At 61.6% G+C, this 19,964-nt stretch carries 15 protein-coding genes and 2 pseudogenes; 10 read left to right on the top strand and 7 right to left on the bottom strand.

Annotation, left to right across the window (positions count from 1 at the left end; all coding sequences use genetic code 11):
• Positions 1 to 31: 31 nt before the first annotated feature.
• Positions 32 to 841: a S26 family signal peptidase gene (locus tag ACI8UR_RS02295; protein ID WP_411715522.1), complete on the bottom strand. Its 810-nt coding sequence runs from the start codon at positions 839 to 841 to the stop codon at positions 32 to 34.
• A gap of 77 nt (positions 842 to 918) precedes the next feature.
• Here ACI8UR_RS02295 and ACI8UR_RS02290 point away from each other — a divergent pair, with 77 nt between their 5' ends.
• The 4 genes from ACI8UR_RS02290 to ACI8UR_RS02275 all read left to right on the top strand — a co-directional run bounded on the left by ACI8UR_RS02290 (position 919) and on the right by ACI8UR_RS02275 (position 8,696).
• Entirely contained in the window at positions 919 to 2,619 is a 1,701-nt protein-coding gene (locus ACI8UR_RS02290) for a DNA-directed DNA polymerase II small subunit (protein WP_415087509.1), read from the top strand.
• A 177-nt stretch (positions 2,620 to 2,796) separates the two neighbouring features.
• Entirely contained in the window at positions 2,797 to 2,964 is a 168-nt protein-coding gene (locus ACI8UR_RS02285) for a hypothetical protein (protein ID WP_411714756.1), read from the top strand.
• A gap of 116 nt (positions 2,965 to 3,080) precedes the next feature.
• Entirely contained in the window at positions 3,081 to 3,503 is a 423-nt protein-coding gene (locus ACI8UR_RS02280; RefSeq protein ID WP_411714757.1) for a PPC domain-containing DNA-binding protein, read from the top strand.
• A complete protein-coding gene (locus ACI8UR_RS02275; RefSeq protein WP_411714758.1) occupies positions 3,504 to 8,696 on the top strand; it encodes an LAGLIDADG family homing endonuclease in 5,193 nt (1,730 codons plus the stop codon).
• 91 nt (positions 8,697 to 8,787) lie between these two features.
• On the opposite strand, the gene ACI8UR_RS02270 is transcribed toward ACI8UR_RS02275, so the two are convergent.
• Both ACI8UR_RS02270 and ACI8UR_RS02265 read right to left on the bottom strand, forming a co-directional pair.
• Entirely contained in the window at positions 8,788 to 9,087 is a 300-nt protein-coding gene (locus ACI8UR_RS02270; RefSeq protein WP_411714759.1) for a hypothetical protein, read from the bottom strand.
• 2 nt (positions 9,088 to 9,089) lie between these two features.
• Positions 9,090 to 9,440 (bottom strand): helix-turn-helix domain-containing protein, encoded by a 351-nt coding sequence (locus ACI8UR_RS02265; RefSeq protein WP_411714760.1) that lies wholly within the window; start codon positions 9,438 to 9,440, stop codon positions 9,090 to 9,092.
• A 131-nt stretch (positions 9,441 to 9,571) separates the two neighbouring features.
• Between ACI8UR_RS02265 and ACI8UR_RS02260 the strand changes: the two genes are divergently transcribed.
• On the top strand, positions 9,572 to 10,183 hold the full coding sequence (locus ACI8UR_RS02260) for a plastocyanin/azurin family copper-binding protein (protein ID WP_411714761.1): 612 nt from the start codon (positions 9,572 to 9,574) through the stop codon (positions 10,181 to 10,183).
• A 43-nt stretch (positions 10,184 to 10,226) separates the two neighbouring features.
• On the opposite strand, the gene ACI8UR_RS02255 is transcribed toward ACI8UR_RS02260, so the two are convergent.
• Positions 10,227 to 10,763, bottom strand: a complete 537-nt coding sequence (locus tag ACI8UR_RS02255) for a hypothetical protein (RefSeq protein WP_411714762.1) — start codon at positions 10,761 to 10,763, stop codon at positions 10,227 to 10,229.
• Positions 10,764 to 10,844: 81 nt separating this feature from the next.
• Here ACI8UR_RS02255 and ACI8UR_RS02250 point away from each other — a divergent pair, with 81 nt between their 5' ends.
• A complete protein-coding gene (locus ACI8UR_RS02250) occupies positions 10,845 to 11,576 on the top strand; it encodes a hypothetical protein (RefSeq protein ID WP_411714763.1) in 732 nt (243 codons plus the stop codon).
• A gap of 36 nt (positions 11,577 to 11,612) precedes the next feature.
• Here ACI8UR_RS02250 and ACI8UR_RS02245 read toward each other — a convergent pair whose 3' ends face one another.
• Positions 11,613 to 11,810 carry a heavy-metal-associated domain-containing protein gene (locus ACI8UR_RS02245; RefSeq protein WP_411714764.1) on the bottom strand — a complete coding sequence of 66 codons (198 nt, stop codon included), beginning with the start codon at positions 11,808 to 11,810 and terminating at the stop codon, positions 11,613 to 11,615.
• 132 nt (positions 11,811 to 11,942) lie between these two features.
• Between ACI8UR_RS02245 and ACI8UR_RS02240 the strand changes: the two genes are divergently transcribed.
• From ACI8UR_RS02240 to ACI8UR_RS02230, 3 genes and pseudogenes are all read left to right on the top strand, one after another.
• Entirely contained in the window at positions 11,943 to 12,533 is a 591-nt protein-coding gene (locus tag ACI8UR_RS02240) for a winged helix-turn-helix transcriptional regulator (protein ID WP_411714765.1), read from the top strand.
• 94 nt (positions 12,534 to 12,627) lie between these two features.
• Positions 12,628 to 15,237 (top strand): heavy metal translocating P-type ATPase, encoded by a 2,610-nt coding sequence (locus tag ACI8UR_RS02235; protein WP_411714766.1) that lies wholly within the window; start codon positions 12,628 to 12,630, stop codon positions 15,235 to 15,237.
• 191 nt (positions 15,238 to 15,428) lie between these two features.
• Positions 15,429 to 15,694 (top strand): annotated as a pseudogene (locus ACI8UR_RS02230) (hypothetical protein); the annotation flags it as partial.
• An 11-nt stretch (positions 15,695 to 15,705) separates the two neighbouring features.
• On the opposite strand, the gene ACI8UR_RS02225 reads toward ACI8UR_RS02230, so the two are convergent.
• Together ACI8UR_RS02225 and ACI8UR_RS02220 are read right to left on the bottom strand one after the other, a co-directional pair.
• Positions 15,706 to 17,094 carry a permease gene (locus ACI8UR_RS02225; RefSeq protein ID WP_411714768.1) on the bottom strand — a complete coding sequence of 463 codons (1,389 nt, stop codon included), beginning with the start codon at positions 17,092 to 17,094 and terminating at the stop codon, positions 15,706 to 15,708.
• A gap of 228 nt (positions 17,095 to 17,322) precedes the next feature.
• Positions 17,323 to 17,768 (bottom strand): annotated as a pseudogene (locus tag ACI8UR_RS02220) (site-specific integrase); the annotation flags it as partial.
• Between the two features lie 83 nt (positions 17,769 to 17,851).
• Here ACI8UR_RS02220 and ACI8UR_RS02215 point away from each other — a divergent pair.
• Positions 17,852 to 19,831, top strand: coding sequence for a MutS-related protein (locus ACI8UR_RS02215; protein WP_411714767.1), 1,980 nt, complete (start codon positions 17,852 to 17,854; stop codon positions 19,829 to 19,831).
• The last annotated feature ends 133 nt before the right edge of the window (positions 19,832 to 19,964 follow it).

Here is a 19,964-nt window from a genome sequence, read left to right as displayed (position 1 = left end):
GACGGAGCAGCGGGCGGCAGTATCGCTCGTATCAGGCGACCGGGCGGGGCGTTCCCGCCGGGGGCATCGCCGGGGACGGTGCGGACATCGAAGCCGAACTGTTTTCCGCCGTAACGGGGTCGACCGGCGGTGCCACCTGCCCGGAGAAGGCGAGTCTGACGTGGCCGAGATACGGCACCTTCATCTCGGCCGTGCCGATGACCCAACTCGGGCGGACTGGCGCCGACAGCGTCGATTGCTGGTCGTACTGTGGGTTCGCGTCGCCGAGCGTGATGAAGCCAGCATGCGGCGCCGGACAGTGGTTGAGTTCATCGCAGTTGTCGGCGCCGCCGACGGCGCTTTTGTCGGCGCGGTCGTACCAGTTCTCACCGTCCGTGACCCACAGCATCGCCCGATGGATGACTGGTGTGCGTCTGTCGTTCCCGTTCGGCATATAGACGACGACATCGCCGTTGCGGCCGAACTCCTCGTGTCCGGTTTCGGCGGCGGTGTCGGCGGGGATGACGCCGGTCGATTCGCCCTGATACATCGGGGCCTCTTCGGGGACGTAGCGGTCGTTATCGACGACGAACACGAGGTCGCCACGCACCATGTTCGGCTCCATGCTGCCGGATTCGACGGCCACCATCGGCGGCCAGATGCCGCTGATGCCGAACAGTACCAGCCCGATGAGCAGCACGGCCGCGACGCTCGTCACGACATCGCGAATGTAGATGACGGACGGTTTCTCCGTCGTCCAAAACCACTTGAGCCACCCGACGACGCCGTTCGGGCCGTCAGCCGGTGTGTCAGCGGCCTCGGACGGAGCGTCGGTACGGGCTCCGTCCCCTGAATCGGTCATTGAGCCTTCTTGCGTCCCGGCAGGTTTGAACGTTCTGGGTTCGCTAGCCTTTTGCCCGCTGCCGGCTACCTGCGGGTGTGCCACTCGAGGAGCCGGCTCGCCTCGCCCAGGAACTCGCGAGCCACGGCTACACGGCCGACCGCGAGGCGATAACGCTGCTCGCAGGCGCCGACAACCCTGCGGAAGCGCTTTTGCTCGCCGTCGAGGCGACGCCGGAGGACGCGCTGAAACTCACCGCCGCGGACGTTCATGACGCACTCGAAACCCGGTCGCCGGCGGCGCCGGGAGACGACAGTGACCACGGTCGGCGCGACCCGATTTCGTCAGACGAGAACCGTGAAACGGACGACGACCACGCTCCGGCCGCCAAAGCGGCGAAGCGGGCTGCTTCAGGGGCTAAAACGAGCGTCGAGAGCAGTACCGACGAGGGATCGGCGCCGAGCACGGAACCGTCGACGGGTGACGACCCCTCTGTTTCAACTGGAACCACAATGTCGAAACCGGCAATCGACAGGGGCGATGTTCCAGTTGAAACGAAGGGGTCGGCGTCGGGGCGGAGCGCAGACCCGGCGCTTCGGTCGCTTGAGATCGGCAACAACATGACCGGTCGGTCGACCGGAACCGGCGAGTACGGGGATTTCGTCACGACGTTTCGCGACCGCTACAAGCGGCTCGCTGGGAAGCTTCGGGGTCGGATCAACCACCGGAATGCGACGGCGCTCGAAGCGAGCCCCGGCGGCGGCGACGCCGGCATGGTCGGCATGGTCTCGGACATCCGCTCGACCACCAGCGGCCACTGGCTCATCGAACTGGAGGATACGACCGGCGTGTTCCCCTGCCTCGTCATGAAGGACAAAGCCATCGCGGGACTCGTCGACGAACTGCTGTACGACGAGGTCATCGCCGTCGACGGAACGCTCTCGGACGACGGCAGCATCATGTTCGTCGACGACCTCTATTTCCCCGACGTTCCGCGCACCTACGAGCCCTCGACGGCCGACCGCCACGTCCAGGCTGCGCTCATCAGCGACGTCCACGTCGGCAGCCAGGAGTTCATGGCCGACGCTTGGAATCGGTTTACCGACTGGCTTCACACCGAGGATGCCGCCAACATCGAATATCTGCTCATCGCCGGCGACATGGTCGAGGGGGTCGGCGTCTACCCCGACCAGGACGAGGAGCTCGACATCATCGACATCTTCGACCAGTACGAGCGGTTCTCGGAATACCTCAAACAGGTGCCCGGCGACATCGAGATCGTCATGATACCCGGCAACCACGATGCGGTACGGCTGGCCGAGCCCCAGCCGGGCTTCGACGAGGAACTCCGCGACATCATGACGGCCCACGACGCCCGCATCGTTTCGAACCCCGCGGTCGTCACCATCGAGGGTGTCTCCATCCTGATGTACCACGGCGTCTCGCTGGACGAGGTCATCGCCGAACTCCCGGAAGAGAAAGCCAACTACGACGAGCCACACAAGGCGATGTACCAGCTATTGAAGAAACGCCACGTCGCCCCGCAGTTCGGGAGCCACACCCGGCTGGCGCCCGAAGAGAAGGATTACCTCGTCATGGACGAGGTGCCCGACGTGTTCCACACTGGCCACGTCCACAAACTCGGCTGGGGCAAGTATCGGAACGTCCTCGCCGTGAATTCCGGCTGCTGGCAGGCCCAGACCGACTTCCAGAAAAGCGTCAACATCGACCCCGACGCTGGCTTCGCGCCCGTCCTCGATCTGGACACGCTGGATATGACCGTCCACAAGTTCTCCTGAGCGCCGCTGGCGTTCGTCGACGGCCGATGGCACGACGGCGATCAGTTCCTCGATGTGCTCTCAAAACTGTTGGATATCCAATGGTACATAAAATCGGCATAAATGAAGCGGCAAACCACGGTATGACACGGCGTCACATCGTTAGCGTTATATACCTACTGTCAACTATGCACATACATGGCACAGGACACGGCCACTCCGGTTACGGTTTCCGAATGCGAGGTCATGGCGTCCATCGACGATGCTGCAGACGGTGAGAAACTCATCATCGCCGAGCTTTGTCGAGAGGAGGCCTATCTCGCCATGTCGACGGAGGCCACAGTCGACGTAGACGGCTGGCGATAACCGAGCGGCCGCGTTCGGGTGGGGGTTGACGCAGACGACACAGCGACAGCGCCGTGCCGCACCCGGCGGGACGGACGGGAGAACAGCTTTTTGCTCCCTGCCGTCGTTCCACCAGTATGGATTATCAGCGCGTCGAGGGCGACCGCGAGTTCGTCGCCCGACTGGAACACGGACGGGACTGGCGCGAGCAGATCGAGGCGTTCGCCGACGAGGAGGACATCGACGCCGCCTTCTACATCGGACTCGGCGCGGTGCAGGACGTGACGATTTATTTCTACGACCAGGAGGTTCAGGAGTACTACCCCGTCGAGTTCGACGAACCGTTCGAGGTGACATCGTGTCTTGGCAACATCTCCCACCTAGACGGTGAGCGCTTCGCGCACACGCACGTCACGCTCTCTCGGGAGGACGGCTCGATGGTCGGCGGCCACCTCGATTCGGCGACGACGTTCGCCGGCGAGCTATACGTTCGGGAGTTCGACACGCAGCTCGAACGCGCTCACGACGACGTGACTGACCTCGACCTCTGGCCGCTGTAGATGCGAGACGACGACGAGGCGTACTTCGAGCGGTTGGAAGCCGGCCTGGATGAGGCGATGGACGTCGCCAGCCGGGCCCGCGAACGCGGCGGCGACCCCACCGAGGATGTCGAGATTCCCATCGCGAAGGACATGGCCGACCGCGTCGAGAACATCCTCGGCATCGACGGCGTCGCCGAGCGCGTCCGGGAGATGGAGGACGACCCCGACCTCTCGCGTGAGGAGGCCGCCCTCGAACTCGCCGAGGACTTCGCCGAGGGGCGCGTCGGCGACTACGACACCCGCGCCGGCAAGGTCGAAGGCGCCGTTCGAACCGCTGTCGCGCTCCTCACTGAGGGCGTCGTCGCTGCACCCATCGAGGGCATCGACCGCGTCGAGCTGCTGGAGAACGACGACGGTACCGAGTTCATCAACATCTACTACGCCGGGCCGATTCGCTCGGCCGGCGGCACGGCCCAGGCGCTGTCGGTGCTCGTCGCCGACTACGCCCGAGCACTCATTGGCATCGAAGAGTTCCAGCCCCGCGACAGCGAGGTCGAACGCTACGCCGAAGAGCTCGGGCTGTACGACGACGAGACCGGCCTGCAGTATGCCCCGAAGGACGCCGAGACGAAGTTCATCGCCCGGAACATGCCCATCATGCTCGACGGCGAGGCGACGGGCGACGAGGAGGTGTCCGGCTTCCGCGACCTCGAACGGGTCGACACCAACAACGCCCGCGGCGGAATGTGTCTCGTCCTCGGAGAGGGAATCGCACAGAAGGCGCCGAAGATCCAGCGCTACACCTCTCAACTGGAAGAGGTCGACTGGCCGTGGCTGCAAGACCTCATCGACGGCTCCTACAAGGAGTCGAAGGGCGAGGAAACACCGGCCGACGAAGACGACGGCCCGGCGGGCGAGGAAGGCGAGGCCGAAACGGACGAGGAGGCCGAGGACGGCGAACCGGATGGCCCACCACGGCCGGAGCCGGCCAAGAAGTTCCTCCGCGACCTCATCGCCGGGCGGCCCGTGTTCGGCCATCCATCCGAGGAGGGTGGCTTCCGGCTCCGATACGGCCGGGCACGCAATCACGGCTTCGCGACGGCGGGCGTCCACCCCGCGACGATGCATCTCATCGACGACTTCCTCGCGACCGGAACGCAGATCAAAACCGAGCGGCCGGGGAAGGCCGCCGGCGTCATCCCCGTCGATTCGATCGAAGGGCCGACGGTCAAACTGGCCAACGGCGACGTCCGTCACATCGACGACCCCGCCGAGGCCCTGGAGATTCGAAACGGCGTCGAGGAAATCCTCGATCTGGGCGAGTATCTCGTCAACTACGGCGAGTTCGTCGAGAATAACCATCCGCTATCGCCCGCTTCCTACACGCCCGAGTGGTGGAAAGGCGACCTCGTGGTGGCCGGCGCGGACGTCCAGGCGCTCGAAGACGCACCCCGCGTCGACCTCGAACACCCCAGTACGGAGCGGGTGTTGGAGTGGGTCGAGGAGTACGACGTGCCGCTGCATCCCGAATACACGTATCTGTGGCACGACCTCGACATCGAACGGTTCGAGGCGCTCGCGGAGGCGGCAAGTGAAGGCCATTGGGCCGAAGCCGATGGAGCTAGCGAGGCCGACCACCGAGAGACCTCGAAAGGACGAGCGGGGAGTGGAACGACCCGCGAGTCGGGCGGTTCAACGGATGCCGTGACAGGAACGGAAGCAAGCGCGGGCGCAAGCGCACTCGCCGAGCGCACGCTCGTGCTTCCGGACAGCGACCCCGTCCGGGAGGCCCTGGAGGTGCTTCTCGTCGGACACACCCAGGGCGAGGAGACGCTGACGATTCCCGACGCGGTGCCGCTGGTGCGGTCGCTCGGACTCACCGACGACCTCGAGAAGCCCTGGGACGACCTCTCCGCTGAGGCCCGCGAGTGGGTCGACGGCGAGAACGCCATCGAGGCCGTCAACGAGGTTGCCCCCTTCGAGATACAGGAGCGGGCGCCGACCCGCATCGGCTGTCGGATGGGTCGTCCGGAGAAATCCGAGAAGCGCGACCTCTCGCCGGCCGTCCACACCCTCTTCCCCATCGGCGAGGCCGGTGGCTCACAGCGAGACGTCGCCGCCGCCGGCAAACACGCCGAGACGATGCAGGATACCCCCGGCCTGGTCGAGGTGCAGGTCGGCCGTCGCACCTGCGGCGACTGCGGCACCGAAACGTTCCGGGCGCGATGTCCCGACTGCAACGGCGTTACCGACCCCAACTACGTCTGTTATGACTGCGACATCGACGTCGAACCCGACGAGGCCGGCCGCGCGATCTGCCATCGCTGTGAGCGCGAGGCCGACGCCGTCCAGATGAAGACCATCGACGTCAACGAGGAGTACCGCAACGCCCTGGCGAACGTCGGGGAGCGCGAAAACGCCTTCGATGTCCTCAAAGGCGTCAAGGGGCTCTCCTCGGAGCACAAGGTTCCCGAACCGATAGAGAAGGGCGTCCTCCGGGCGAAGAACGACGTTTCCTCGTTCAAGGACGGCACCGTCCGCTACGACATGACCGACCTGCCCGTCACCTCCGTGCGGGCCTCCGAACTCGATGTCTCGGTCGGCCAGCTGAAGGCACTCGGCTACGAGGAGGACGTCCACGGCCAGCCGCTCACTCACGAAGACCAGTTGGTCGAACTCCGGGTACAGGACGTCGTCCTCTCGAACGGCGCCGCCGAACACATGATGCGCACGGCGGATTTCGTCGACGACCTGCTCGAACAGTATTACGGCATGGAGCCGTACTACGAACTCGACGACCGCGACGACCTCGTCGGGGAACTCGTGTTCGGGATGGCACCCCACACCTCCGCCGCAGTGGTCGGGAGGGTCATCGGATTCACCTCGGCGGCGGTCGGCTACGCCCATCCGTACTTCCACGCCGCGAAGCGGCGGAACTGCTTCCATCCCGAGACGAAAGTCTGGTACGAGGACGAGGAGGGGTGGCACTACGAGGATATCCAGACACTGGTCGAACCGCGACTGGAAGACCCCGAAACCGACGACTTCGGTACGTTAGTCCAGGAACTCGACGGGGACGTGTACGTACCCTCACTAACCGAGGAGGGCGAGCTGGTTCGACAGCCCGTCGAAGCCGTCAGCAAGCACAGGTCGACCGACCACGTGATCAGCATCGAAACCCGAAGTGGGCGGGAGTTAACCGTTACCCCGGATCACGAGATGCAGGTCTACGACACGGAGGCCGACTCGATTATCGGAAAGCGAGCTTCGGCCCTGACCGAGAGCGACCAACTGGTGACCCCGAGTCATCTCGACGTTATCGACTCCCAGTCGAAGACGTTCGACCTGCTGGAGGAGTTCATCGAGGCGGACTGTATCGAGACCGAACGTCTAACCGTAAAGGGACTGGACAAAGACGCGCTTTACGACCGCTTCGAGGAAAGACTGGCAGGCGATTGGGATGGGGAGTTCTATCCACTGTACAGCACCGCCGAGTTCCTCGAGATGAGCGAGAAGACACTCAGCAACTATCTCTATCGGGAGAGCTTCCCGGTCGGGATTCTCCTGGAGCTCTTCGATACCGTCGACGAGCTACTCGAGTTCGTTCCTGACGACATCGAACTGGGTATGAAGCGGGATAGAACGGAGATAAACCGCATCATCGAGCTGAATACACGAACCGCGACCCTACTGGGGTATTACACTGCTGAGGGGTTCACTCGAGCACAGACAACCCCGAACGGAACCATCCACCAGACGACGTTCTGTGGGACGGAGGTCGAGATGAGGGAGTTCTATCTTGAAGTGCTGGAAGCCGAGTTCGGCGTGAACCCCTACGTCGAAAACGGCGCGAAGGTGACGGTTTCGGGGCGGCTGCTTCGGTCGTTCTTCGATACGGTGCTCGACGCTGGCGCCCTCGCACACACGAAACGCGTTCCCGACTGTATTCTCGGCGCGACACCCGAACTGATCGGCAGCTATCTGAGCGGGTATTTCAGTGGTGACGGGAGCATCGACGCGGACAGGCTGACCGTTACGGCGACCACTGTAAGTCGAGAATTGAAAGAAGACCTCCTCGCTCTGCTCACCCGTCTCGGAATCAAAGCGCAGGTTTCAGTCACGGAACCCGTTCCGTTACACCGGAAGTTCCCGGATTTCTACGAGAAAGACGACGGTGAGATGTCCTCGGAGACATACGAGTTGAACATCACTTCGGAGGACGCTCGCCGGTTCGAGAACCGGGTTGGCTTTCATCTCACCCGGAAGGACGAAGGCCTATCTCGACGCACCCGGGAGATTCAGTCGAGAAGTCGACGGGTCTTCGACGGCGGCTCCGACGACATGTGTCTTGACTCGGTTTCCGAGATCGAGTACAGGGAGTCAGAAACCGACTCCGTGTACTGTCTGAGCGTCGAGTCGACACACTCGCTCATCGTGAATGACTTATCAGAAAAGCAATGCGACGGCGACGAGGACTGCGTCATGCTCCTCATGGACGGCTTGCTCAACTTCTCGAAGTCGTTCCTGCCGAATCAGCGTGGGGGTCGGATGGACGCGCCGCTCGTCATGTCTTCACGCATCGACCCGGCGGAAATCGACGACGAGGCGCACAACATGGACATCGTCTCGGAGTATCCACGGGAGTTCTACGAGGCGACGCGGGAGATGGCCGACCCCGGCGAGGTCGAAGACCTGATTCAACTCGGCGAGGACACGCTCGGCACCGAAGACCAGTATCGGGGGTTCCGACACACCCATGACACGACCGATATCGCCCTAGGGCCCGATCTCTCGGCGTATAAGACGCTCGGGGATATGATGGAGAAGATGGACGCCCAACTGGAGCTGGCGCGAAAGCTCAGGTCTGTCGACGAGACCGACGTCGCCGAGCGAGTCATCGAATATCACTTCCTACCGGACATCATCGGGAACCTTCGGGCCTTCTCACGGCAGGAGACGCGGTGTCTCGACTGCGGGGAGAAGTTCCGGCGGATGCCGCTGACCGGCGACTGTCGGGAGTGTGGCGGCCGCGTGAACCTGACCGTTCACCAGGGGTCGGTGAACAAGTACATCGACACCGCCCTCCGGGTCGCAGAGGAGTACGACTGCCGGGAGTACACGAAACAGCGGTTGCGCATCCTCGACCGGGCGCTCGAGTCCATCTTCGAAGATGACACCAACAAACAGAGCGGCATCGCCGACTTCATGTAACGGTAGGCCCGAAGACTGATGGCCGTCGTCACGAGACCGAGTGCGAGCAAGAACACGCGTACACCGATTAAGATGAGTTCCCAGTGTCCGGTCATGGTTGCTTCTTGTTGGAGCTTGACTGTGGTATACGACCATATAATGAATACAGGATGACCAACATTCCTACCGCGACGATAGTCGTTTGAATGGTTCCCGAGAGGAATATCGACAATCCAACGACATCGAAGAGAACCCCCTCAATAACGGCTCCAACACTGATGAATAAGAAGCCGACTGCCACGTACAGCATTGGTTCGCTGTTATACGTTCGATACCCCCTGTAGGCTTGGTAGGTGATCAGTAACCCGAGGCCGACCGTGACGAGCTTTGCGATGACGAGTCCGATGTGCATGGTTATGTGTCTCTGATGTCGCTCCAAATGCGCGAAAAGCGCTCCGCAGCGTCTTCACGAACCTGCATACGAACCTCGATTGCTCCATCATTGACCTCGATGTTGAGGTGATCGACGTTCGCTTCGTACAGGCTGTGATGGCTTCCATCTGATTGGATCTGTGTCCGCTCGACGAGCAAGTCGTGTGCGATCATGTCTTCGACACGCCGGTATATCGTGGAGAGGGCGACATCGCATTCGTCACTCAGCTCTTTGGCCGACAACGGTTCACGGCTCGTTGCCGCGATAATCTGTCGAACCCGTTCTTCACCGAGCAGCTCCAGCAGTTCATCGGCGCTGTCGTCGCGGGACACAGCTGTTCCTCGCACTACTCGATACTTGCAGACGGGTATTTAAATAGAGATCCGTTTTGCGTGCCACGCAAAACAGGTTTCACGCCTTTGTGATAACTCCCGGTATCTGCAGATGAAAGGTGACCGACGCTATGACGAATTCACTATTCACCCGTCGCCAAGTACTACAACTAACAGGCGGTGCCGCTGCAGTCGGCCTCGCTGGATGTACGGGCAATCAATCGGGCGATGACAGCGGTTCTGAGCCAACGACTTCTGCGGAGTCTGGACACAGTGAGGAAGAGGGCGGTCACAGCGAAGGGGTCGGTGAACCGACTGATACGGCCGAAGTAACGATGATAACCGAAGGCGAGGATTATCACTTCGAGCCGCACGTCGTCCGAGTCACCGTTGGCGGAACTGTAACGTGGACGAACGAGAACGGTAGCCACTCGACAACAGCGTACCACCCTGACAACGACCAGCCCCAGCTCGTCCCGGACGGAGCCGCATCCTGGAATAGCGGTATCCTCTCTGAACAGGGGATGACGTTCGAACATACCTTCGAAACTGAGGGTGTGTATCACTACTACTGTACGCCTCACGAGAGCCTCGGCATGATCGGCAGCATCATCGTCGGCGATCCTAACCCTGACGAGCAGGTGGCGCTTGAAGAGCCGCCGGCAGACAAATCTGATCAGGTTCGGGAGAAACTCAAGGAACTCAATACCACGATCAGCGAAGCACTCGGCGACAGCCACTAAATCGGAAGCGGTTCAGATTTTCTTGCGAGTATGCGGTATTCCATCAAAGGGTCACGTTGTACGTGATGTGGGCGGCAGCCAATAGCAGATAGGAACAGACCAGAGACATTAGTGTTCGCCCGGATAATTGGGGCAGACCGACGACCCCGTTATTATGAATCCGTTCACCGAGGGCATACGCGATCCGTCCTGCGACGAGCGCAAGTGGGAGATGTATGAATATAACGGGTAACACCAACGTATCGAACTGAACTGCCCGCTCGAGTTCGGACAGATATTCGAGTTTGAGAGCAAGTTCGAGGGAGCTGACGGTTACTCCGGAAGCGATTGTCGCCACGAGCCCCTCCGTCTTGGTGAGAAGGTGACCACGACGATAACTCCAGAGGTAGAACGTGGCGATGAGAGGCGCGAGCCGGACGAGCGCTTCTTCAATAAGGCCAACTGCCACGAAAAATTTTGCCGGATCGACGAGGGAGAGTAACTGCTGTTCGCCCCAGTATGCGATTCCGGTGCCGACGGCGGTTGTCAGCGCACTCAGGATGAGTACCCAACCAACGGAGGTCACGCGCTGTGTCTCCACACCACGGGGAACGGAGGCCAATTATATACGTTTGAGGTTGTACTGTGTTCTCACGAACCACTCTCGGGCCCACCAACACGAATGGCTTCAAACGATTCCGACCAAGACGCATCGGAGAGCACGAGAACGGATCCGATAGACGATTTCGAACAGTCTCTCTTGGATCGTCGAGAGTTCCTACTCGGAGCCGGTCTCGGGGCCGTCAGTGTTGGTGGGCTGGTTGGAGGGCACGCGCTTGCTGAGGGGCCGAAAACCGAACGTCTTGCCACCCTAGCCAGTAGCTCTGTTGGGACTTCGTCCGTTCAGTATGCACTTCCTGCAACTGATGGGAACGGTAACGGCATCGTTGTGCGATTTACTGTCGCCGTTACACCGGGTGCCGGCGACATCTACGTCGGGCTTGACAACGTCGAAGTCCGCCACGATATACAGCTCGCAATTCGGGAGGCGACCGAACTGGCGGGAGATATGAGTGATAGCTCGCTTGACGGGCGAGATGTTCTGGTTTCGTTTACTCCGCCAGGCGACGACCGAATGGCTCTCAGGGGGAAAAGCTGGGAAGCCGGACTCACGGCGGGGCTTATCAGTATCCTCTCAGACCAGTCTCTCACTACGAATACGCTTGTGACCGGGCTTGTCGGAACTGAGGGAACATTGCTTCCCGTCGGAAATATCGACGCGAAAGCTCGTGGGGCTCGTGAGTTCGGGGCTGATCAGCTGTTTGTTCCGCCTGACCAGAGTATTTCTGTTCCGGGTATCCGTGTGGAAGGCGTCGAGAATGTCTCGGAAATAGCCGACCGGCTGTTCCAGTAACGATACCGAGTAAGAGCGAACAGCGGTGCTTTGGAGTTAGGCCGAGGCGTCGTATCCGGCGTCTTCAACAGCGTCCACGAGCGCCCCTGATTCCGCAGTCCCCTCGATCTTCGCGACCTCTGCCTCTCGGTCTGCGTTGGCCGCTGTGACGCCTGCCACGTCTTCGAGAGCCTCTTCGACGGTCTGCTCGCAGTGTTCGCAGGTCATCCCTTCAACGGAGATCGTCTGGCTCATAACCAACTGGATATAGGCACCCCTGTTCTATGTCAGTTTCTGCTTCGAACCTGGTGTTATACCCCCCATATTCTTTCCCATCGAAACTTTATTTGGGGAAACAGTATAGTATCCTGCGTCACAAGACGCCCTATGCGTAATTTGGACGAGACCGACCTCGAGATACTCTCTTTACTGGCGGAAAACGCGCGGCTACCATACAGCGAGATCGGCGATACTGTCGGATTATCTGGCCCGGCCGTCTCCGACCGCGTCAAGCGGTTACAGGAGGCAGGTGTCATCAATAACTTCACCATCGATATCAGCCGGTCACAGCTCCGGGCAGGCGTTCCAGTATTTATCCAATTAGAGATTCCAGCATCTGCTCACGAAACGGTTCGAGAGCGACTCCGGAACGCAGATGGAGTCGAACACGTCTTCGTGACTTCAGAAGGCGAGCTCTGGTTCTATGCGCGTGTGGAGGCCCAGAACGTTCGCATGTGGATCGACTCTCTCTTGGACGACATCGAGATTCAGGACTATTCGGTGACGCTCGTGGATGAACTTGAGTGGACGCCAGCGATCGATGGTGTCGAATTCGCGCTCACATGTGCTGAATGCAGCAATACAGTCGATAACGAGGGAGAAACAACGCGCATCGACGGCGAGATCTATCACTTCTGTTGCCCGTCCTGTTTGGCCCGGTTCGAAGAGCGATATCAACGCTTAGAGGAGGGTGTGTGACCGCCACTTTGGGATCGAAATTTTCCTTGGGTCTGAACCCGTTCCCTGCTAACAGTAACTGGCCTAAGTATGGAGGGCGTAGTAATGGACAAGCATGACAACCCGAACAACACAACTCGACATAACGGGGATGTCCTGTGCCAACTGTTCGGCGACGATACAGGACACCCTCGAATCCCTCGACGGCGTGGTGGAGGCGGACGCCAACTTCGCCACCGACGAGGGCTCCGTCGAGTACAACCCCGACGAGGTCTCACTCGCAGAGATCTACGACGCAATCGACGACGCAGGCTATGGCGCGCTCTCGGAGACTGTCACCATCTCCATCTCCGATATGACCTGTGCCAACTGCGCCGACACGAACGAAAGTGCGCTCGAAGACACGCCGGGAGTCATCAACGCCGACGTCAACTACGCGACCGACGAAGCACAGGTCACGTACAACCCGGCGGAGGCTTCCCTGAACGATCTCTACGACGCCATCGAGGACGCCGGCTACTCGCCCGTCCGTGAGGAAAGCGGCAGCGAGGGCGACTCGGGCCAAAGCGCACGAGACGCTGCTCGACAGGCAGAAATTCGCAAGCAGCTCCGGCTAACGCTACTCGGGGCGGTTCTGTCGGCGCCGCTGCTGTTCTTCCTCGCTGAGAACTACCTGCTCGGGGGTGCCATCGTCCCGGAAACGGTCTTCGGTATCGAGTTCGGCTGGGTCGAGTTCGCGCTCGCGACGCCCGTCCAGCTGATTCTCGGCTGGCCGTTCTACAAGAACTCCTACAAGGCGGTCGTCAAGAACGGCCGCGCCAACATGGACGTACTGATCGCGCTGGGGTCGACGACCGCCTACGTTTACTCGGTCGCCGTCCTCCTCGAAGCCATCGCTGGCGGCCTCTACTTCGACACCGCAGCGCTAATCTTGGTGTTCATCACGCTCGGCAACTACCTCGAAGCCCGCTCGAAGGGCCAAGCCGGCGAGGCACTGCGGAAGCTCCTAGAGATGGAGGCCGATACCGCAACCCTCGTCGACGAGGACGGCAACGAGCGAGAGGTTCCCCTCGAAGACGTCGAGGTCGGCGACCGGATGAAGATCCGGCCTGGCGAGCAAATCCCCACCGACGCTGTGGTCGTCGACGGCCAGTCCGCGGTGGACGAGTCGATGGTGACCGGTGAGTCCGTCCCTGTCGAGAAAGCGGAAGGCGACGAGGTCGTCGGGTCGACCATTAACGAGAACGGCGTGCTTGTCGTGGAGGCGACGAAGGTCGGCGAAGACACCGCCCTCCAGCAGATCGTCCAGACGGTCAAGGAGGCACAGTCCCGCCAGCCCGATATCCAGAACCTCGCTGACCGTATCTCCGCGTACTTCGTTCCCGTCGTCATCGCCAACGCCCTTCTGTGGGGTACCATTTGGTTCCTGTTCCCCGAGGCGCTGGCCAGTTTCGTCGACTGGCTCCCGCTGTGGGGCCAGGTCGCCGGTGGCCCCGCCCCCGCTGGCGGGACGGTCACTGTCTTCGAGTTCGCCATCGTCGTGTTCGCATCGTCCGTCCTGATCGCGTGTCCCTGTGCGCTCGGCCTTGCGACGCCCGCCGCGACGATGGTTGGAACCACCATCGGCGCACAGCACGGTGTTCTGTTCAAGGGTGGTGACATCCTCGAACGCGCGAAGGACGTCGACACGGTCGTCTTCGACAAGACCGGGACACTCACCGAAGGCGAGATGGAACTGACCGACGTCGTCGTCTTCGGTGGCAACGGCGAACCGGTCGGCGACGGTGGCGAACCGACCGCTGACGGTGGGCAGTTGACCGCCCGCGACCGGCTCTCCGAAGATGACGTGCTTCGGCTCGCTGCGACGGCCGAAAGCGGCAGCGAACACCCGCTGGCTCGCGCAATCGTCGAGGGTGCGGAGGAGCGCGGCCTTGACGTGACTGAGCCCGACGCCTTCGAGAACGTCCCCGGCCACGGGATCCGAGCCACGGTCGGCGGTAGCGAGGTGCTGGTCGGCAACCGAAAGCTGCTGCGGGACAACGATATCGACCCATCGCCTGCCGCAGAGACGATGGAGCGGCTGGAGAATGAGGGGAAGACGGCAATGCTCGTGGCATGCGAGGGCGAGCTCGTGGGCGTCGTCGCCGATGCCGACACGGTCAAAGAGAGCGCGAAGGACGCTGTGAGTGCGCTTCAGGAGCGCGGCGTCGACGTGATGATGATTACGGGCGACAACGAGCGGACTGCCCACGCGGTCGCCAAACAGGTCGACATCTCCCCCGACAACGTTCGTGCGGAGGTTCTCCCCGAGGACAAATCCGACGCAGTCGAGTCCATCCAGGACGACGGCCGGCAGGCGATGATGGTCGGTGACGGCGTCAACGACGCACCCGCGCTAGCTGTCGCTTACGTCGGAACCGCCATCGGCTCTGGGACTGACGTGGCCATCGAGGCGGCCGACGTGACGCTGATGCGTGACGACCCGCTGGACGTGGTGAAGGCGATTCGGATCTCCGACGCGACGCTCCAGAAAATCAAGCAGAATCTCGTCTGGGCGCTCGGGTACAACACTGCGATGATTCCGCTGGCCTCCCTGGGCCTGTTGCAGCCCGTACTGGCGGCGGCGGCGATGGCGTTCTCGTCGGTGTCGGTGCTGACGAACAGCCTCCTGTTCCGTCGCTACGAGCCCAACCAGGACTACAAGCTGTTCGGGCGGTTCCGCTAATCTCCGGGCGTTCCGATTTTTCAGATTTGGTTCACCATATCGACATCATGTGAGTACTCGGAGGGAGTCGAGCCTGCGCCAACGTACCTCCGGGCCCGCGAAGACGGCTCTCCGCACAGTGAAACGCGGGTTCATGAACGCGCACCGATTGGAAGCCACTTGATTGACCCGACCAATCAATACAGACTACCTTGACGAACGACACTGGCCCAATCCCTCCGTCCGAGCGGATCCGCAGTTTAGACGCGCTTTGAGGGTTCGCCTTGCTCGGGATCCTTGTTATCAACGTGCGCGTGTTCTCGATGCCGGAAGTGGTACTACTTAATCCGACTGTGTATGGCGACTTCACCGGGGGCATTACTGGATCTGGTTCGTCGGGCATGTATTCGCGCGATCAAAATTCATTACCATCTTCTCTGCGCTGTTCGGTACCAGTGTGTTGCTGTTCCTCCAGAGTTAAACGAATAGTCAGTGATCGTGCCCCATCTCTGCCGCACGGGAACCGTGGTCTGCATACTCGTCTGGCTCCTCCTCAAACGTCTGCTTGCAGATCCGAGAGCAGAAGTAGTACGTCTCGTTCTCGTACGTCGCGCTCGATCCATCATCATCCGTTCGCATCCCACAGACGGGATCCCTAAATTCACCAGGCGCACCCAGTCCCCGTCGGTAGACGAACAACAAGAATCCCGTAAGGGCGAATGCGATGAGGTTGAGGTAGAACGTGTAGTTGAGTTCGAAATAGGTCTGCTCGGTCGCCGTCTCACCGCCGGCGAGGTTCGGAACGATATCGAGGGCGTTGAACAGCAGTTCCATCAGGAAGCCGGTGAACGCCATCGTGACGAAGAAGACGCCGAGGATGTACAGCATGATCTTCCAGCCGTAGTACTTCCGGTAGACGTTCAACACGGGGATCGTGATGAGGTCAGCATAGACGAACGCGATGACGCCCGCGAAGCTAATCCCGCCACCCCAGAGCGCGACGGCGAACGGGACGTTGCCCATACTGCCGACGAAGCTGATGACGGCAATGGCGACGCCCATGATGGCGTTCTCGGCAGTCACCAAGAGGCCATCTCCCTGGAGGAAGAGCGTGTTCCACACCCACTGGGGAACGAACACGATGACGAACCCCGAAATCAGGAAGCCCGCGATGACGTCCTTCCAGATCATCGACCACTCTTTACGGTACTGATTTGCGATCTTATACCAGCCGCCCCACGAGAACAACTCATCGCGCCAGCTACCGTGGCCGGCGGCCTGTTGGCGGTACGTTTCCAGACAGCCTTCTGAGCAGAACTTCAGCGTCTCGCCGCCGTCAGTCGTGAGGGTGTACTCGTCTTTGCCCTCCATACCACAGGTCGGGTCTTCTATCGTTCCGGATGCTTGATCCTGTTCGTTGAGCGTTTCGCGAACCTCATCGAAGAGGTTCTCGGGCAGCGTCAGATGGACAATGACGGCCATAACGGCGATGAGAACGAGGCCGCCGAGCAGTTCCGCGAGAAGGAACTCCCATCCCAGCAAGATGAGGATCATCAATCCGAGCTCGACGATCAAGTTCGTCGACGCGAACATGAACGCCAAGAAGTTGACCGCGTGAGCGCCCTTCTTGAAGAGTCCCTTCCCGATGGCGACTGCGCCGAAGCTACACCCACTGCTGGCCGCCCCGAACAGGGTTGCCTTCGTCAATCCACTGAAGTCACCGTCTCCAAGCACCTGCGCCATTCGCTCCTTGGAGACGTAGACCTGGACGAGGCTCGTGATAGTGAGGCCCATGATGATGGCCCACGCCGCCGTCCAGAGAAACCCGACACCGATGCGGAGGGACTCAAGAACCCCATCGATCATCGACGCCTGCAGTAGCATAATTGTATCAACGCAAGCATCAACTAATGCAGTTTTCCTTAGGTGAGTGCAACTCAACAGGGAATGTAATTATGGAATCGAAAGTCGACAGTGTCGGATATCGATGAATCAAGCGTGAAGCGGCAACCTCTACGACTGGCCACTGTCTCGCTGTGGCCGACCATCGACATCTTCCTCCGCCTGAAGGCAGAGGAATCCTCGCGCTTTAGCGCGGGGAGGATGTCAATAGTCTTGGAGCGTAGCGACTGTTCGGCCCGTTTCCTCGGCCTCAATATGCGAGTACTGTTCCCGAACCATCTCCTCGGGGTTGTCCAGATCCCGAGCGGCGACCGTGTATCCGAAGGCCCGGACGAGAACCTCTCCCATCCCACGTCAACCGACGTGAGGTGCGAGATAGTCATGTTTGGGATGGTCGATGTCGATCTCTGCGTCGCTTGAGAGTCGCTGGAGAATCGACCGAGCGCCGTCCGTCGTGATCGACGGCGGCCGGATGTCCTCGTCGATCGCCAATAAGCGATCCCGAGCGTACTTCTCACGGCACTCAGCAATTGCCTCCGGGTGTTCCCCTCGGTCGGCTAGCTCCTCCTGCACGATCGTCGCGATCGTGCGTTGGTCGAACGTCGGGAACACCGGCCAGCGCTCGGTTGGTGATCCATGAGCTTCTGGTAGGCAGGAGGTGGGGCAGGAAGTGAGACTAGCATCGGAAAATCCCCGATGAAGTTTTGCCCCATGACGGCCCAAGGCATGATAGATGGAACTCGACGAGTTGGAGGCGATTCCTGGCGTCGGGTCGAAGACGGCCGAGCGGCTGTCCGAACTCGACGACCCGACGGCGGCGCTTTCGGCCGGTGACGTCGCCGGTCTCGCCCGAGCGCCGGGCATCAGCGAAGGGCGAGCGGCCCGCATCGCCCGTGCCGCGATTCGGCATCAACACGACGATGACGGGGAGTTTCTCGCTACGCCGCGGGCACGCGAAGTGTACGAATCGGTGCTCGACCTGCTACAGGAGCGGGCGGTGACAGGCTATGCCGAAAAGCGCCTGGAGACGCTGTATCCGAGCGTCACAGCCTCACGCATCGAAGAGGTGCGGACGTTCGCGCGCGAGGCCGTCGAACGTGAGCCGTCGACCGAGGTGTTGGAGGCGCTTGCCGGCGTCGAGCCGCCCGAACAGCCCCGCGACGTTCGGGTTCGTGACCGCTGTCTCGCGACCAACGACGCTGAGGCGTACTCAAAAGCCCGAGAGGCGGTTCCCGAGGTCAGCGTCGAATTGGTCGACGACGCCCGCGGCATCGCCGACCTCGCGCGCGGCTACTCGACGGTCATCGTGCTGGACGAGGAGTTCTCCGGAATCGAGGTCGAGGGTGACGTTCGGGTCGACCCGCAGGCGCTCGATGACCCCGCAAGCGTCGTTCCCGAGCGAACTCTGGCGTTCTTCGCTCGCAATCGGGAGCGGTTGCGCGCGGCCGCTGCAGTTCATCGGGCCGCCGACCTCGATGCTCCGTGTGATGTCGAAGCGCTTGATGCGGCGCTCGTGCGACTCAACGAGGACGGCACCGTTGCAGGCGACGACGCGCTCGACGACCTCGAGGACGCTATCGCCGACCTGGATGCTACCGTCTCGATGGCCGAAAACGTCGCGAACGACCGGCTCCGGGAGGCCATCGAGAAACGGGACGTGACAATCGAGGGCGCGGATCTGCTGTCGCTCGTCGAGCGCGGCGCGGGCGCCGATTCGCTTCTGGAACGGGAGCTGGCCGACGAGTTCGCCGAAGCGGTCGAGGCCGCACGCGACCATTTCGCCAATGCGCTCGGGGTCGACGATTACGAGTCGATGGCCCGGCAGGCGTTCGGCGACGACCCCACGTTTCCGGTCGAACACGACAAACGCGTCATCGAGCGACTGCGCGAGGAGTTGACCGCCGAGCGCGACCGCCGGGCGGCGGGGCTGAAACGCGACCTTGCGGACGACCTCCGGGAGATGCGCGAACCGGCCGCCGAACTCATCGAGGGCGCACTCGAACTGGACGTCGAACTCGCCGTCTCACGGTTCGCCCGTGATTTCGACTGCGCCTTCCCGACGTTCGAGGGTCGTGGCTTCGAAATCGAGGGCGGGCGGTCGCCGCTTCTCGACGTCGGTTTCGAGGACATCGAGTCGGTCGACTACGGCGTCGATGGGGTCGCACTACTGTCCGGCGTCAACAGCGGTGGCAAAACCTCGACGCTCGATTTGGTCGCTCTGGTCGTCGTGTTGGCACAGATGGGGCTACCGGTGCCGGCCGAATCCGCGCGCGTCGAACGGTTCGAGGCGCTGCATTACCAAGCGAAAACGCAGGGGACGCTCGACGCCGGGGCGTTCGAAACGACGCTTCGGGAGTTCAGCTCGCTCGTCGCCGGCGACCGGACGCGGCTCGTGCTCGTCGACGAACTCGAATCGATAACCGAACCCGGGGCGAGCGCGGTCATCATCGCCGGTATTCTGGAGGCGCTCGAAGAGAGCGATTCGACGGCGGTGTTCGTCTCGCATCTGGCGGGCGAGATTCGCGAGGCTGCAGCCGTCGACGTGACGGTCGACGGCATCGAGGCGCTCGGCCTGCAGGACGGTGAACTGCAGGTGAACCGCTCGCCGGTGAAGAACCACCTCGCGCGGTCGACGCCGGAGCTCATCGTCGAGAAACTGGCCGAAGAGGACGGTGATGACCTCTACGACGAGCTGCTGGAGAAGTTCGAGTGATGCGGGCGGTGGGCGTGTCGCGGGCGGTGGGCGTGTCGCGGGCGGTGGGCGTGTCGCGGGCGGTGGGCGTGTCGCGGGCGGTGGGCGTGTCGCGGGCGGTGGGCGTGTCGCGGGCGGTGGGCGTGTCGCGGGC

It is taken from the genome of Natronomonas sp., from assembly GCF_047616845.1.
GTDB lineage: Archaea > Halobacteriota > Halobacteria > Halobacteriales > Haloarculaceae > Natronomonas.
The sequence above is the reverse complement of the archived record's forward strand: the minus strand, read 5'-3'. Positions and strand labels throughout refer to the sequence as shown.